This window comes from Streptomyces sp. NPDC003456 (assembly GCF_042878735.1).
Lineage (GTDB): Bacteria > Actinomycetota > Actinomycetes > Streptomycetales > Streptomycetaceae > Streptomyces.
The window spans coordinates 611,243-623,888 of record NZ_JBIAOK010000005.1 but is presented as its reverse complement, the minus strand read 5'-3'; the positions used below and the strand labels follow the sequence as shown (position 1 = coordinate 623,888).

General features: G+C 72.9%; 17 protein-coding genes. 2 read left to right on the top strand and 15 right to left on the bottom strand.

Annotated elements, in window-relative coordinates:
- Positions 1 to 75: 75 nt before the first annotated feature.
- The 13 genes from ACFYWG_RS23810 to ACFYWG_RS23750 all read right to left on the bottom strand — a co-directional run bounded on the left by ACFYWG_RS23810 (position 76) and on the right by ACFYWG_RS23750 (position 9,974).
- Positions 76 to 339, bottom strand: a complete 264-nt coding sequence (locus tag ACFYWG_RS23810; protein ID WP_333934413.1) for a gas vesicle protein K — start codon at positions 337 to 339, stop codon at positions 76 to 78.
- Positions 340 to 380: 41 nt separating this feature from the next.
- On the bottom strand, positions 381 to 569 hold the full coding sequence (locus tag ACFYWG_RS23805; protein WP_333934199.1) for a gas vesicle protein: 189 nt from the start codon (positions 567 to 569) through the stop codon (positions 381 to 383).
- Complete coding sequence (locus ACFYWG_RS23800; RefSeq protein ID WP_389203384.1) at positions 566 to 1,327, bottom strand: GvpL/GvpF family gas vesicle protein; 762 nt, start codon at positions 1,325 to 1,327, stop codon at positions 566 to 568. The genes ACFYWG_RS23805 and ACFYWG_RS23800 overlap by 4 nt, the downstream gene beginning before the upstream one ends.
- Positions 1,324 to 1,662, bottom strand: coding sequence for a gas vesicle protein (locus ACFYWG_RS23795; protein WP_376324103.1), 339 nt, complete (start codon positions 1,660 to 1,662; stop codon positions 1,324 to 1,326). Before ACFYWG_RS23795 ends, ACFYWG_RS23800 begins: the two co-directional genes overlap by 4 nt.
- On the bottom strand, positions 1,659 to 2,963 hold the full coding sequence (locus ACFYWG_RS23790; RefSeq protein ID WP_389203382.1) for an SRPBCC family protein: 1,305 nt from the start codon (positions 2,961 to 2,963) through the stop codon (positions 1,659 to 1,661). The genes ACFYWG_RS23795 and ACFYWG_RS23790 overlap by 4 nt, the downstream gene beginning before the upstream one ends.
- Entirely contained in the window at positions 2,960 to 3,583 is a 624-nt protein-coding gene (locus ACFYWG_RS23785; RefSeq protein ID WP_383507586.1) for a DNA primase, read from the bottom strand. The genes ACFYWG_RS23790 and ACFYWG_RS23785 overlap by 4 nt, the downstream gene beginning before the upstream one ends.
- Positions 3,580 to 3,843, bottom strand: coding sequence for a gas vesicle protein GvpG (locus ACFYWG_RS23780; protein ID WP_376324098.1), 264 nt, complete (start codon positions 3,841 to 3,843; stop codon positions 3,580 to 3,582). The genes ACFYWG_RS23785 and ACFYWG_RS23780 overlap by 4 nt, the downstream gene beginning before the upstream one ends.
- Positions 3,844 to 3,847: 4 nt before the next feature.
- On the bottom strand, positions 3,848 to 4,621 hold the full coding sequence (locus tag ACFYWG_RS23775; RefSeq protein WP_383507590.1) for a GvpL/GvpF family gas vesicle protein: 774 nt from the start codon (positions 4,619 to 4,621) through the stop codon (positions 3,848 to 3,850).
- Positions 4,618 to 5,040, bottom strand: coding sequence for a gas vesicle structural protein GvpA (locus ACFYWG_RS23770; RefSeq protein ID WP_376324095.1), 423 nt, complete (start codon positions 5,038 to 5,040; stop codon positions 4,618 to 4,620). Before ACFYWG_RS23770 ends, ACFYWG_RS23775 begins: the two co-directional genes overlap by 4 nt.
- Before the next feature lie 46 nt (positions 5,041 to 5,086).
- The gene (locus tag ACFYWG_RS23765; protein ID WP_385415239.1) at positions 5,087 to 5,491 is read right to left on the bottom strand and encodes a gas vesicle protein; all 405 of its coding nucleotides are present in this window, start codon (positions 5,489 to 5,491) and stop codon (positions 5,087 to 5,089) included.
- A 96-nt stretch (positions 5,492 to 5,587) separates the two neighbouring features.
- Positions 5,588 to 6,547 carry a non-homologous end-joining DNA ligase gene (gene ligD / locus ACFYWG_RS23760; RefSeq protein WP_389203378.1) on the bottom strand — a complete coding sequence of 320 codons (960 nt, stop codon included), beginning with the start codon at positions 6,545 to 6,547 and terminating at the stop codon, positions 5,588 to 5,590.
- Positions 6,544 to 8,391 (bottom strand): transketolase, encoded by a 1,848-nt coding sequence (locus ACFYWG_RS23755; RefSeq protein WP_389203375.1) that lies wholly within the window; start codon positions 8,389 to 8,391, stop codon positions 6,544 to 6,546. Before ACFYWG_RS23755 ends, ligD begins: the two co-directional genes overlap by 4 nt.
- Complete coding sequence (locus tag ACFYWG_RS23750) at positions 8,388 to 9,974, bottom strand: NAD(P)/FAD-dependent oxidoreductase (RefSeq protein WP_389203373.1); 1,587 nt, start codon at positions 9,972 to 9,974, stop codon at positions 8,388 to 8,390. Before ACFYWG_RS23750 ends, ACFYWG_RS23755 begins: the two co-directional genes overlap by 4 nt.
- Positions 9,975 to 10,146: 172 nt before the next feature.
- On the opposite strand from ACFYWG_RS23750, the gene ACFYWG_RS23745 reads away from it, so the two are divergent.
- The gene (locus ACFYWG_RS23745; RefSeq protein WP_376324086.1) at positions 10,147 to 11,106 is read left to right on the top strand and encodes an LLM class F420-dependent oxidoreductase; all 960 of its coding nucleotides are present in this window, start codon (positions 10,147 to 10,149) and stop codon (positions 11,104 to 11,106) included.
- An 18-nt stretch (positions 11,107 to 11,124) separates the two neighbouring features.
- Here the strand turns inward: ACFYWG_RS23745 and ACFYWG_RS23740 are convergent, their stop codons facing one another.
- Complete coding sequence (locus tag ACFYWG_RS23740; protein ID WP_389203371.1) at positions 11,125 to 11,574, bottom strand: phage holin family protein; 450 nt, start codon at positions 11,572 to 11,574, stop codon at positions 11,125 to 11,127.
- Positions 11,575 to 11,683: 109 nt separating this feature from the next.
- On the opposite strand from ACFYWG_RS23740, the gene ACFYWG_RS23735 reads away from it, so the two are divergent.
- A complete protein-coding gene (locus ACFYWG_RS23735; protein WP_333934216.1) occupies positions 11,684 to 12,031 on the top strand; it encodes a VOC family protein in 348 nt (115 codons plus the stop codon).
- Positions 12,032 to 12,059: 28 nt separating this feature from the next.
- Here ACFYWG_RS23735 and ACFYWG_RS23730 read toward each other — a convergent pair whose 3' ends face one another.
- Positions 12,060 to 12,620 carry a GNAT family N-acetyltransferase gene (locus tag ACFYWG_RS23730; protein WP_389203368.1) on the bottom strand — a complete coding sequence of 187 codons (561 nt, stop codon included), beginning with the start codon at positions 12,618 to 12,620 and terminating at the stop codon, positions 12,060 to 12,062.
- Between the last annotated feature and the right edge of the window lie 26 nt (positions 12,621 to 12,646).

Here is a 12,646-nt window from a genome sequence, read left to right as displayed (position 1 = left end):
ACCGAAAAGGGCGCCCGCTTCGGGGCGCCCTTTTCGCAGGGAGACGTCGTCCGGCGGTGCCGTCCGGAGCGCGGATCACTCCCGGGGAAGCAGCGGGCCGAGCGGCCCGAGGTCGAGGTTGAGGTCCTCCGGCCGCAGTCCGTAGCGGTCGCGCAGTTCCGCCATGCGGTCCTCCAGCAGCATCAGCGTCAGGCCGATCCGCTCCTCCTGCTCCTCGGTCAGGTCGCCCACGTCGAACCGGCGCAGCGCCTGGCGCTCCATGAGCTGGCGCAGCAGCTCCACCACCGTCAGGACGAGCTTGACCAGGTCGCGCTCGACGGTGTCGGGTTCCAGGTCCATGCGCTTGGGCTTCGGGGCGGGCACGGGGCCTTCGGGGGTGGTCACGGCGACTCCTCGAACGGTGACGACACCTGGGCGTTCACCGAGCTGATCAGCGCGTTGAGGTCGATGCGGACGAGGTCGACGTCGGCGATGCGCAGCGTGACGTCCCCCGTGATCACCACGCCGCCGGCGAGCAGCCGGTCGAGCAGGTCCACCAGGGCGACCTCGCGGCGTTCCACTACGGTCACGGTGTCGTGGCCTCCCCCGCGAACGAGTAGGCCGCCCACGGGCCGGTGACCTCGACCCGCAGACCCGGCGCCTCGCCCTTCGTCCGGTCCACCAGCTCCACGAACTCCTCGGAGTGCGCGCGCGGCACGAGGTAGGCCGCGTTCAGCACGTTCCGGCCGGACGCCTTGGACAGCGCGGGATTCTGCGGGGCGTGCAGCCGGGCGTCCTCGGCGAAGGCGGACAGTTGCTCGTGCAGCCGCGTCGAGAAGGCCTCGGCCCGCTGCCACATCTCCTCGTGCGACTTGGTGCGCATGCGCCGCTGCAGCAGGTAGTCCCGGCCCGAGGCGGGCTTCTGCGCGGGCTCGGCGCTCTCCTGCGGTTCGGACTCGGCGTACACCTTCACGCCCCACTCGACGCGGCCCTCCAGCCGGTCGAGCGTGCTGCGGAAGTCGTCCTCGCGGGCCTCGATCATGCTCCGCACACCGCTGTCGTCGTGGAAGACGGTGCCCAGACGCAGCGGCAGCGGTGTCGTGACGGTGGTGAGCGCGTCGATCACACCCTGGTGGGCGCGGGCCGTCGCGGTGAGCCAGTCCAGGTCCTCCAGGTGGGAGCGCAGCGCTTCCTCGGCGAAGTCCCGCTCGGGCACGTGACTCACCACGGCGACGAGTCCGCGGTGGGTCAGCGCCCGGGGCGGGTCCCCCGCCACCCCCGTCAACTGGGCCTGGAGCGGGGTCCCGAAGGGGCGGCAGACGGCGTAGACGTACCGCAGTCCGGTCACGGTGCCTCCTCCTTCTCCGTACGGCCGGGTTCCAGTTCCTCCAGCCGGGCCAGCCTCTCGCGCAGCTCGGCGTTCTCGCGGGCGAGTTCGTCGCGGCGGGCCCGCGAGGACAGGGCGGGATCGGTCTCCCACCAGTCGATGCCCATCTCCTTCGCCTTGTCCACCGAGGCGACGATCAACCGCAGCTTGATCGTCAGCAGTTCGATGTCGAGCAGGTTGATGCGGATGTCGCCCGCGATGACGATGCCCTTGTCCAGCACCCTCTCCAGGATGTCGGCGAGATTGGCGCCGCTCCCCTGGCCGTAGGGTTCGGGCATCCTGCTGGGCGTCGTCATCGCCGGCCCCCGCGCCCGGCCTGCTCGGCCTCGGGCTCGTCCTCGGGCTCGTCCTCGGGCTCGTCCTCGTCCTCGTATTCGTCGTCCTCGTACTCGTCGGCCTGCTCGTCGTCCTCCTCCGGCCGCTCGTCCTCGTACTCGTCGTCCTCGTACTCGTCCGCGGGTGCCTCCTCGTCCGCTTCCTCGTCCTCGTCGTCGTACTCGCCCTGGGGCCGGTCCTCGTCCTCGCCCTCGGGCTGCTCCTCGTCCTCCTCCTCGTCCTCGGGCTCGTCGTCGTACTCGCCCTCCGGACGGTCCTCGTCCTCGTCCTCGTCCTCGTCGTCCTCGTCGTACTCGTCCTCGGGCTCGTCGTCCTGCGACGCCTCGGCCTCGGGGCCCTCGTCGCCGGCTTCCTCGTCCTCGGAACCGGACTCCTCCTGCTCCTCCTCCTCGGCGACGGCGTCCTCGTGGCTCTTGACGACGTCGCCGTCGCGGATCTCGCCGCGCCAGCCGTCCTCGGCCTCGCCCTTGATGGTGATGAAGCGGACGAAGTTCTTCAGGTCGAGCCGGGCCCGGCGGCCCTGGGCGCGCCAGATGTTGCCGGTCTTCTCGAAGAGGCCGGAGGGGTAGTACTCGATGACCAGCAGGACCCGGGTCAGGTTGTCGGTGAGCCGGTGGAAGGAGACGACGCCCTTGGTGGTGCCCTTGGCGCCCTCCGACGTCCACGCGATGCGGTCGTCGGGGATCTGCTCGGTCGTCTTCGCCTTCCAGCTGCGGTTGGACCACCAGATCTTCGCCTGCCAGTCGGAGTGGGTGTCGTCGTCGCGGCTCGCGCTCTTGACGCCCTTGGCGAAGGTGCTGAAGTCCTGGTACTGCGTCCACTGGTCGTAGGCGGTGCGCAGGGGCACGCCCACGTCGATGTGCTCGATGATCACCGTGGGCTTGTTGCCGGAGCGGCCCTTGCCCTTCTTGCCGCCGCCGCCCAGGTTCTTGAAGGCGCCGGTGACCTTGTCCTTCAGGGCCGAGCCGCCGGTCTCCACCGCGGCCCGCAGCGGGCTCTTGCCCTCCGCGAGCTTGCGGCCACCGGACAGGGCGAGCTTGCCGAGGCCGGGGCTGTTGCCCTCGGCGATGTCGTTCAGCTTGCCCGTGGTCTCGCCGAGCTTGCGGCCCACACCGGTCAGCATGTGCGTGGCCTTCGCGGCGAGGTACTCCTGCACCTCCGCCTTGAGCCGGTCGACGGCCTCGCTGTGGGCCACGTCGGCCAACGGGTTCTTCGACGCTCCGTTCGCGGCGGACTTCGCCGATCCGAGGGTGTCGGTCATTCCTCACCGCCTCCCTTCGGCTGCCGGGAGCGGCTGCCGCCGCCCCGGTTCCCCGCGGCCGCCTTCCCGGCGGACGCGGTCTTCTTCGCCGCCGTCCGGCGGGCCGCCGCGGTCTTCTTCGCGGGGGCCTTCTTGGCGGGAGCCTTCTTGGCGGCCTTCTTCGCCGGAGCCCTCTTCGCGGGGGCCCGGCCGCCCTCCGGCTCCTCCTCGTCCTCCTCGCCGCCGGAGTCCTCGGGCTCCTCGCCCTCGGGCTCCTCGTCCTCGTGTGCGTCGTCCGCGTCCTCGTCGCGGCGGCCGGAGCCCCCGCCGGAGAGCTGCTCCCGCATCTGGGCGGTACGGCCGTGCAGCCGGTCGGCGAGCGCGTCGAGCTGGCGCTCGACCAGGGCGCCGGAAGCGGCCTTGCCGACCCCCTGCAGCTCGCCCCGCAGCTGGTCGCCGATCTCCTTGAACTGCGGATTGTTCTTCAGTTGCTGCTGGACCAGGTCCGCGACCATGCGCGGACTCAGGTTCAGCTTCTTGCCGGCCACCAGTCCGCCGACGGCGACTGCCATCTTGAGCTTCTTGGTCCGTCCGAGGAGGTATCCGGCCCCCACGGCGAGACCCAGTCCCATTCGGTTCATTGTGTTGTCCCGTTACCTGTTCCCGCGCCTCGGCGCGAAGCGGTCTCCAGCCGGTCGAGGAGTTCGTCCTCCTGCCGGTCGAACTCCTCCTCCGTGATCTCCCCGGCCTCCAGCTGCTCCTCCAGTCGGGCCAGCTCGGCCCGGATCGTCGCGGGGTCGTAGTAGATCCGCTCGGCCTCCTGGACGACCTGCTTGATGGCCCAGGCGCTGCCGCGTGCCGGTGCGAGCGGCAGCAGCAGCACCTCAGAGATCAGGCCCACGTCGTCACCCCGCTCCGGTGTCCGTGCCACCCGCGGCGGTGCCGGCCGGCTCGGACGGGCCCGGCTCGACGAAGCTGTACGGCGGCAGCGGGCCGTTGACCCGCACCTCCAGGTGCGGCATGTCCTTGCGCACCCGCTCGACCGCGGCCAGGAACGACTCCGCCGCGTCCCGGTCGACCAGGTACGACACGTTGGCCAGCCAGCCGGTGGACTCGGGGCCCACGCTGACGTCGTCGGCGACCCCGTCCAGGGCGCGCTGCACCGCGGCCCCGTCCTCGGCCTCACGGGCCTTGACGGCGGCGGCGACCATCTCGCCGAGGCGGATCTTGTCGTCGTAACTTCCGCCGCCGGCCTGCCGGTTGGCCTCGGCCAGGCCGCGGATGTCGGGGCTCTCCGCCATCACCTGGTGCAGGACGGCCTCTTCGACGTGGTTGGCCTTGACGTTGTACTCGACCCGGTTGTCCAGCGCCTGGAGCCGCTCCTTGTAGTGCTCGGCCCGCTCGGCGAGCACCGCGGTGACGGAGTGGTCGTCCGGGGCGACGCTCCCGAACCGCATCGGGAGCACGCAGCCGGCCGCGCCGGCCTCGCTGAGCACGTTCTGGTGCGCGAGCAGGTCCTTGCGCTTGGGCCGCAGGTTCTCGGGAGCCTCGCTCACGACGGCCGCCAGGTCGCCCTCGCGCAGGATGCGCACTTCGCGGGGCGGGTCACCGACACCGCCCATGCCCTCCGGGAGGGCCGGGTGCGAGCTCGCCGCGATGCCGTAGACGTAGGTGCTCACTCCTGCTCCTCCTTCCGGCGGGACGCCGTCTTGCGGGCCCGCGGACGCGATTCGGACTCACTCTCGCCGCGCCCCTGCTTGAAGGCGTCGGAGATGGTCTCGGCGGCGCCGGACAGCGCCCCCTTGGACTTGCCTCGGGCACCGGACTCGGTGATCTCGCCGACCAGGTCGGGCAGGCCCGGGTCCTTGCGCGGACCGGCCTCGAGGTCGAGCCGGTTGCACGCCTCCGCGAAGCGCAGATAGGTGTCGACGCTGGCGACGACCACACGGACGTCGATCTTGAGGATCTCGATGCCGACCAGGGAGACGCGCACGAATGCGTCGATGACGAGCCCCCTGTCAAGAACGAGTTCGAGCACGTCGTAGAGACCGCTGCTGCCGCCTCCGCCGCCGGACTGCTGTGCCGGTACGACAGTCATGCCGGGTGTTCCTCCTCGTGTTCGGGTGCGGGTCGGTGCGGGCGGCCTAGCGGCCGCCTCCCCTGCGCGCGTCGGAACGGCCGCGTTCGTAGCGGCGGACGCGCTTGTAACCCGTCAGCTGCCCCTCGGGGTCGAGCTCCACCTGGTAGCTCGCCATCAGGCTCATCGTGTCGGGCACGCGCTCGAGTTCGAGTACCTCGACCTCCAGCGACCAGCCCTCCTCCGTCTGCTCGAAGGACGACACGGACTCGGCCTCCATGCCGGTGAGTTCGGCGAGCTGGCCGCGCGCCTGACGCAGCACCTCCATGGGGCTCGGCCGCTTGCGGGATGTCTGGTTGTCGTCCGACCTGCCGGCCGACCTGCTCGTCGACCTGCTGGTCTTCCGGGGTTCGCGGGAGTCCTGCGACTCCTGTGAATCCTGTGAGTCTTGAGTGTTTTTTGTGTTCGACATGGCCACCTCCCCCTCCGTGTGGCCGCAAGCCTGTTCGCCAAACCTCTCAGGACACATGCATCTGACACCCGCCGGCCGCCGGGGCGGCCGGGTGGCTCAGCCGCGCAGGGCGTCCAGCCTGCGGCGGGCCGGTCCGAGCGCCCGGCCGCGCTCCAGCAGCCCCGCCCAGGGGTCGGTGCGGGCCTGCTCCACCGCGTCGGCGACGGTGAAGCTGCGGGCGCCGAGGGCGGGATCGTCGAGCTGGTCCCAGGTGACCGGGGTGGCCACGGGTGCGCCGGGGCGGGGCCGGACCGTGTAGGGCGCCACGGCTGTCTGGGCGTAGGCGTTGCGCTGGATGTCGAGGTAGAGCCGGTCACCGCGGTCCTTCTTGCGGGCGGCGGTGGTGAGCCGGTCGGGGTGGGCGTCGGCGAGGGTGCCGGCGACGTCCCGGGCGAAGGCGCGCACCTCGTCGAAGTCGTGCCGCCCGTCGAGCGGCACGATCACGTGCAGCCCGCGCGAGCCGGTGGTCATCAGGGCCGAGGGCAGTTTCAGTGCGTCGAGCAGCTCCCCGAGCAGCCGGGCGGCCTCGCGTACGGACTCGAAGTCGGCCCCGGGGGTCCCCCCGGGCCCTTCAGGCACGGGGGAAGGGTCCAGGTCGAAGACCAACCGGTCGGGGTGGTCGGGGCGAGCGGCCCGGGACAGCCACCGGTGCAGCGTGATGCTCGCCTGGTCGGCCAGGTACAGCAGGGTGGCCGTGTCGTCGCACACGGTGTGGCACACCGTGCCGCCCTCCTTGGCCAGCTCGGCGCGGGCGATCCAGTCGGGGTAGTGGTCCGGGGTGTTCTTCTGCATGAACACGGGCCCGTCGACGCCGTCCGGGTGGCGCTCCAGCATCAGCGGGCGCCCGCGCAGGTGCGGCAGCATGAAGGGCGCGACGGCCCGGTAGTAGTCCACCAGGTCGCCCTTGGTGTACTCCTTGGCGTCGCCGCCGCCGGGGAAGAGCACCTTGTCCGGCCGGTGCACCTCCACCGTGCGGCGGCCCGCCCGCACCTTGCGCGTGCCGTCGGCGCCGCTCACCGCACGACCGCCTCCTCCACCAGCAGCCGCCCGGCCGCCGCGATCGACTCCGCGTCGATGCCCGCGGCGTGCAACTGCTCCTCCGGGGAGGCCGAGCCCGGCATCGAGCGGACGGCGAGCCGCACCAGGCGCGGTACGGGACGCCCGTCGGTGAACGCGTCGAGGACCGCGTCGCCGAGTCCGCCCTCGGGGTGGTGGTCCTCCACGGTCACCAGGCAGCCCGTCTCCTCGGCGGCCCGGCGCAGCGTGGCCGCGTCGACGGGCTTGACGGAGTACAGGTCGACGACCCGCACCGCGATGCCCTCCTGCGCCAGGGCGTCGGCCGCGGCGAGCGCCTCGTGCACGGTGACGCCGGCGGCGACGAGCGTCAGCCGGTCCTCGCCGGAGGAGCGCAGCACCTTGCTCCCGCCGACCGGGAAGTCCTCGTCCGGGCCGTAGATCACCGGGCTCTCGCCGCGTGAGGTGCGCAGGTAGCGCACGCCCTCCAGACCCGCCATCGCGCCGACGAGCCGCGCGGTCTGGTTGGCGTCGCACGGGTACAGCACGGTCGAGCCGTGCACGGCCCGCATCATCGCCAGGTCCTCCAGGCCCATCTGGCTCGGCCCGTCCTGGCCGATGGCGACGCCCGCGTGGGAGCCGACCAGGTTGATGCCCGACCCGCTGACGGACGCCATGCGGATGAAGTCGTACGCACGGGTCAGGAAGGCCGCGAACGTGGTGGCGTACGGCACCCAGCCGCGGGCGGCGAGGCCGACGGCGGAGGCGACCAGCTGCTGCTCGGCGATGTAGCACTCGAAGTAGCGCTCGGGGTGCTCCTTGGCGAAGAACTCGGCCCGGGTGGAGTCGCCGACCTCGCCGTCGAGGGCGACGACGTCGCCGCGGCCGGTGCCGAGGGCGGCCAGGGCCTCGCCGAAGGCGTTGCGCGTGGCGACGTCCTCGCCCTCGTCCCACGTCGGGAGCTCGAAGTCGCCCGTGTGGACGGAGTGCAGCATGCGCGCGGCGGCCGGCTCGCGCACCTGGACACGCAGGTCCCGGGGGCCGCCGAGTTCGGCGATGGCGTCCTCGGCCTCCGGCAGCGGCTTGCCGTGCAGGCCCTCGCGGTCCTGGACGGCCTCGACGCCCTTGCCCTTGAGCGTGCGGGCCAGGATCGCGGTGGGCTGCCCCTGGGTCGAGGCGGCCTCCCCGTACGCCCGGTCGACGGCGTCCACGTCGTGGCCGTCGATCTCGACGGTGTGCCAGCCGAAGGCCTGGAAGCGGCGGGCGTAGGCGTCCAGGTCGTGGCCGTGCCGGGTGGCGCCGCGCTGGCCGAGGCGGTTGACGTCGACGATCACGGTGAGGTTGTCCAGGCGTTCGTACCCGGCGTGCTCGGCGGCCTCCCACACGGAGCCCTCGGCCAGCTCGCTGTCCCCGCACATCACCCAGGTGCGGTAGCCGGCGTGATCCAGGCGCTTGCCGGCCAGCGCGATGCCGACGCCGACGGGCAGGCCCTGGCCCAGCGAGCCGGTGGCCGTCTCCACCCAGGGCAGCCGCTGGGGGGTGGGGTGCCCTTCGAGGCGGCTGCCGAGCTTGCGGAAGGTGAGCAGTTCCTCGTCGTCGATGGCCCCCGCCGCCTTGTAGGCGGCGTACAGCAGGGGGGAGGCGTGCCCCTTGGACAGCACGAAGCGGTCGTTGCCGGGGTGGGCCGGGCGGTCGAAGTCGTAGCGGAAGTGGTGCGCGAACAGGACCGCCATCAGGTCGGCTGCGGACATCGAGGAGGTCGGATGCCCTGAGCCGGCCGCCGCGGCGGCGCGGACGCTGTCGACGCGCAACTGCTGTCCGAGGTCGGTGAGTTCACCGGTGTTCATGAGTCTCCTTTCGCGGAGTCGTCAAGGTCGTCGGTGCGCGGGTCGTCCGGGGCGCCGGTGCGCGGGTCGTCCGGGTCTGGGGTGCGCTTGCCGTCCGGGGCGTCGGTGCGTTTGACGGGGCCGGGTGCGGGGCCGGGCCCGGGGGGTCCCCCACCGGGCTGGTTCTTCGCGGGTTCCCCGCCCGGCCGGGTGTCCCGCCGGTCGTCCCCGTCCGTGTCCGAGGCGAGGGCCGCTCCCGGTCCCGAGCCCGTGCCGGCCTGCTGCCGCCGGCCGGGACCGCCCGCGACCCGGGCGACCTCCGGCGAGGAGGTGTCCAGCGGCACGGACCAGGACCGTACGAGCCCCAACTGCACCGCCTGCCGCGGCAGTACGGCGTCCAGCAGCCAGTCGGCGGCCACCCGGACCCGGTTGCCGGGCATGGCGGCCAGGTGGTAGCCGCGGGTCACCGCCCCGGCCGGCACGCCGGACAGCGGCACGCCGAGCGGATTGGCGGCGGCCTTGGCCCCGCCCAGGTCGACGACGAAGCCGAGGTCGCGGTGGCGGTAGGCCTTGCGCTGCCCGCCCGGTCCCAGCGACGCGGCGACGTTCTCGGCCGCGACCCTGCCCTGCCGCCAGGCGTGCTGCGCGGTCATCGGCGTGTAGCCGCCCGGCTTCTCCAGATCGGGCACGGCGGCCACATCGCCGCAGGAGAACACCTCGGGCCGCCCGGGCACCTGCAGATGGGGGTCGACCAGCAGCCTGCCCCGCTCCGTCGGCAGGCCGAGGGACTCCACCAGCGGGTCGGGCCGGACGCCCACGCACCACACCAGGGTCCGGGTCGCCACGGACTCGCCGTCGGTGAGCACGACCCCGTCGTGCGTGGCCTCCTGCACGGAGGTGCCCATGCGCACGTCCACGCCCCGCTGCCGCAGCACCCGGTCGGCGGTCGCGGACAGCTTCTCGTCCATCTCCGGCAGCACCCGCGGCGCCACGTCCAGCAGCATCCAGCGCGGCCGCATGCCCCGCCGCAGCGGATGCCGGCGCACCTGCGCGTCGGTGAACATCTGCCCGTGCGCGGCGACCTCGGTGCCGGTGTACCCCGCGCCGACCACCACGAAGGTGCAGCGCGCGGCGCAGGTCTCCGGGTCGTCGGTGGCCGCGGCCAGCTCGACCTGCCGGGTCACGTGGTCGCGCAGGTACAGCGCCTCGGGCAGCCCCCGGAAGCCGTGCGCGTGCTCGGCGACGCCGGGGATCGGCAGGAGCTTGTTGACGCTGCCGGCGGTGAGCACCAGCCGGTCGTAGGCGAGCGTGCCCTCCTCGTCCTCGGGGCCGGTGTAGTGCAGGGTGCGCCCGTCGAGGTCGATCCGGTCGGCCTGGCCGAGCACCAGCCGGACGTCGCGCAGGGTGTCCGACAGCGAGACGGTGACCCGGCGCGGTTCCAGGATGCCGGCGGCGACCTGGGGCAGCAGGGGCAGGTACAGGAAGTAGTCGGTGGGGTTGAGCAGGGTGATGTGCGCCCGGCCCCGGGCGAGCCGGGACAGGGTGCGGGCCGTGCGGTACCCGGCGAAACCGGCACCGACGATCACGATGCGGGGTCGACTCACGGTTCGCTCGCCTCCGGCGCTGTGGCATGGCTCGGGAGCCTTCCGCGTCCCCCTGGGCCGGACACCCAAACGTCCGGTGTGCGGCCTGCGCCCCGGTGGCGCCGGTTTCCGGCCCCGTCGTCGGGTACCCGGTGCGGGTTACGGACCGCCGACGTCACGGAGGCACTCCCCCATGCCCGGATACGGATACTTCCTCTCGTGCGAGCAGTTCGGCCCGGCCGAGCTGATCGAGCAGGCGCGGATGGCCGAGCAGGCCGGCTTCCAGGCGCTGTGGATCTCGGACCACTACCACCCGTGGAACGACGAGCAGGGCCAGAGCCCGTTCGTCTGGTCGGTGATCGGCGCGCTGTCCGAGGCGGTGTCCCTGCCGATCGAGACGGCCGTGACCTGCCCGACCGTGCGGATGCACCCGGCGGTGGTGGCGCAGGCCGCGGCGACCAGCGCGGTGATGACGGACAACCGCTTCCGGCTCGGGGTCGGCTCGGGCGAGGCGCTCAACGAGCACATCCTGGGCGACCACTGGCCGCCGGCCCACGTGCGCCTGGAGATGCTGGAGGAGGCCATCCAGATCATGCGCCGGCTCTTCACCGGCGACGAGGTCAACCACCACGGCCCGCACTACACCGTGGAGAACGCCCGCCTGTACACGGTCCCGGACGAGCCGGTGCCGATCGACATCTCCGGCTTCGGGCCGGCCGCGACGAAACTGGCCGCCCGGGTCGGCGACGGCTACATCTCGGTGATGCCCGACGAGGCGATGGTGGAGCAGTACCGCAAGGGCGGGGGCGGCGGGAAGCCGGTCAGCGGCGGCACCAAGGTCTGCTACGGCACCGACAAGGAGGAGGCCGTGCGCACGGTGCACCGGCTCTGGGCGAACGAGCAACTGCCCGGGGAACTGGGCCAGGTGCTGCCCTCGCCCAAGCACTTCGAGCAGGCGCAGCAGCTGGTCACCGAGGACATGGTGCGCGCGAACCGGGTGTGCGGCGACGACGTGGACGAGCACGTGGCGGAGCTGAAGCAGTTCGCCGACGCGGGCTACGACATGATCTACGTCAACCAGATCGGCCCGGACATGCGCGGCTTCTTCGACTTCTACCGCACGAAGGTGCTGCCGCAGCTCCAGTCCGCCTGACCCCCGCAAACAGCGGCGTCAAGCCCCGGTGCCGGGCACGTCCGGTGCGTGGGCGGGACGCGGGGGCACCGGACCGGGGACGGGCGGGGCCGGCGGCACGGGCGGGCCGGGCACGCCGCCGGTGGCGCGGTCCGCGTCCCGCGGGGCCGTGCCGGCCGCGTGGCCGGGGCCCGGACGCGAGGGGCGGGCCATGCCGCGCAGCACGAACGCCGCGACGGCGAGGACCGCGGCGGTGATCAGCGCCGCGGCCCAGTCGGGCAGGCCGAGGGCGAGGGCCAGGCCCACGGCGAGCGCCAGGGCGGCGCCCGCGTACAGGGCGAGGGCGCCGGACGCGGCGTAGAGGGCGGCCCTGCGGCGCTGCTTGCGCGTCTGCTCGCGCAGTTCCTCACGCACGGTCTCGCGCGCCACCTGGGCCAGTTCGTCGACCAGGTGCTTGTCCGGATGCTCCAGGTGATCCAACGGCTTCATGCCCCTGCGGGTACCCGCGCCCGGGCCGGTCAAGGCGGGTGTCCCCCCGGCGCGGCGAGATCGTGCGGACCGATCTCCCCGCGCGGGCGGCCCAACTAGGCTCGTGGGCATGGAGATTCTGGGTGCCACCCTGCGCGTCTGCGTCGACGACCTCGAGACCGCGATCCCGTTCTACGAGCGCCTGGCGGGCGGCACGGCCCAGCGCTTCGAGCGGGGCGGTGTCCAAGTGGCCGCGATCGGCTGCTTCTTGCTGATGAGCGGCCCGCCGGCCGAGCTGGAGGTGCTGCGCAAGGTGGCCGCGACGATCGCCGTGCGGGACGTCGAGGAGACCCACCGGGTGCTCACCGGCCTGGGCGCGCACATCGTCGCGGGTCCCCTCGCCTCCCCGGCGGGCCGCAATCTGATCGCGCTGCACCCGGACGGTTCCGTCTACGAGTACGTCGACCGCCGGGTGTGATCCGGGCGCCGCCCGTGCGCCCCCGCGCTCAGTGCCGCCCGGACTCCCGGACCGCCTCGGCGGTGATGGCCCAGCGCTGGTGGTCGCGCCAGGCCCCGTCGACGAACAGCATCTTCGGCGAGAAGCCCTCCAGGCGGAACCCGCAGGCCCGGGCCAGCGCGATCGACGGGGCGTTCAGGGGCTGGACGTTGATCTCCAGCCGGTGCAGCCTCATCGGGCCGAACGCGTACGCCACGACCAGGCCGAGGCCCTCGCGCATGAGGCCGCGCCCGGCGGCGTGCGCGAAGGCGCCGTAGCCGAGGGCGCCGGAGCGGAAGCCGCCCTGGACGATGTTGTTGATGTTGACGAAGCCGCCGATGACCCCGTCGCTCCTCTCGCAGACGAGGAAGCCCACCCGGGTGGGATCCTCGATCAGCCGGTCCGCGTAGGCCGTGTACGCCTGGGCCGTGTCGGGCGGGAAGAGCCACGGGTGGTGCAGGTCCTTGCTCTCCCGGGCGCGGGCGGTGAACTCGGCACCGTCGTCGTGGGTGAAGTGGCGGATCCCCACTCGGGGGCCTTCGGCGAGGTAGCGGGATGCGTGGTGCGGCACCCCGCCACAGTAACCGCGCCGGGGAT

Bases quoted from the DNA above. Each gene is read 5' to 3' on its own strand.
- ACFYWG_RS23770 (WP_376324095.1), bottom strand. From the start codon at position 5,040: ATGACTGTCGTACCGGCACAGCAGTCCGGCGGCGGAGGCGGCAGCAGC.
- ACFYWG_RS23795 (WP_376324103.1), bottom strand. From the start codon at position 1,662: ATGACGACGCCCAGCAGGATGCCCGAACCCTACGGCCAGGGGAGCGGC.
- ACFYWG_RS23810 (WP_333934413.1), bottom strand. From the start codon at position 339: ATGGACCTGGAACCCGACACCGTCGAGCGCGACCTGGTCAAGCTCGTC.
- ACFYWG_RS23765 (WP_385415239.1), bottom strand. From the start codon at position 5,491: ATGTCGAACACAAAAAACACTCAAGACTCACAGGATTCACAGGAGTCG.
- ACFYWG_RS23790 (WP_389203382.1), bottom strand. From the start codon at position 2,963: ATGACCGACACCCTCGGATCGGCGAAGTCCGCCGCGAACGGAGCGTCG.
- ACFYWG_RS23785 (WP_383507586.1), bottom strand. From the start codon at position 3,583: ATGAACCGAATGGGACTGGGTCTCGCCGTGGGGGCCGGATACCTCCTC.
- ACFYWG_RS23735 (WP_333934216.1), top strand. From the start codon at position 11,684: ATGGAGATTCTGGGTGCCACCCTGCGCGTCTGCGTCGACGACCTCGAG.
- ACFYWG_RS23755 (WP_389203375.1), bottom strand. From the start codon at position 8,391: ATGAACACCGGTGAACTCACCGACCTCGGACAGCAGTTGCGCGTCGAC.
- ACFYWG_RS23745 (WP_376324086.1), top strand. From the start codon at position 10,147: ATGCCCGGATACGGATACTTCCTCTCGTGCGAGCAGTTCGGCCCGGCC.
- ACFYWG_RS23740 (WP_389203371.1), bottom strand. From the start codon at position 11,574: ATGAAGCCGTTGGATCACCTGGAGCATCCGGACAAGCACCTGGTCGAC.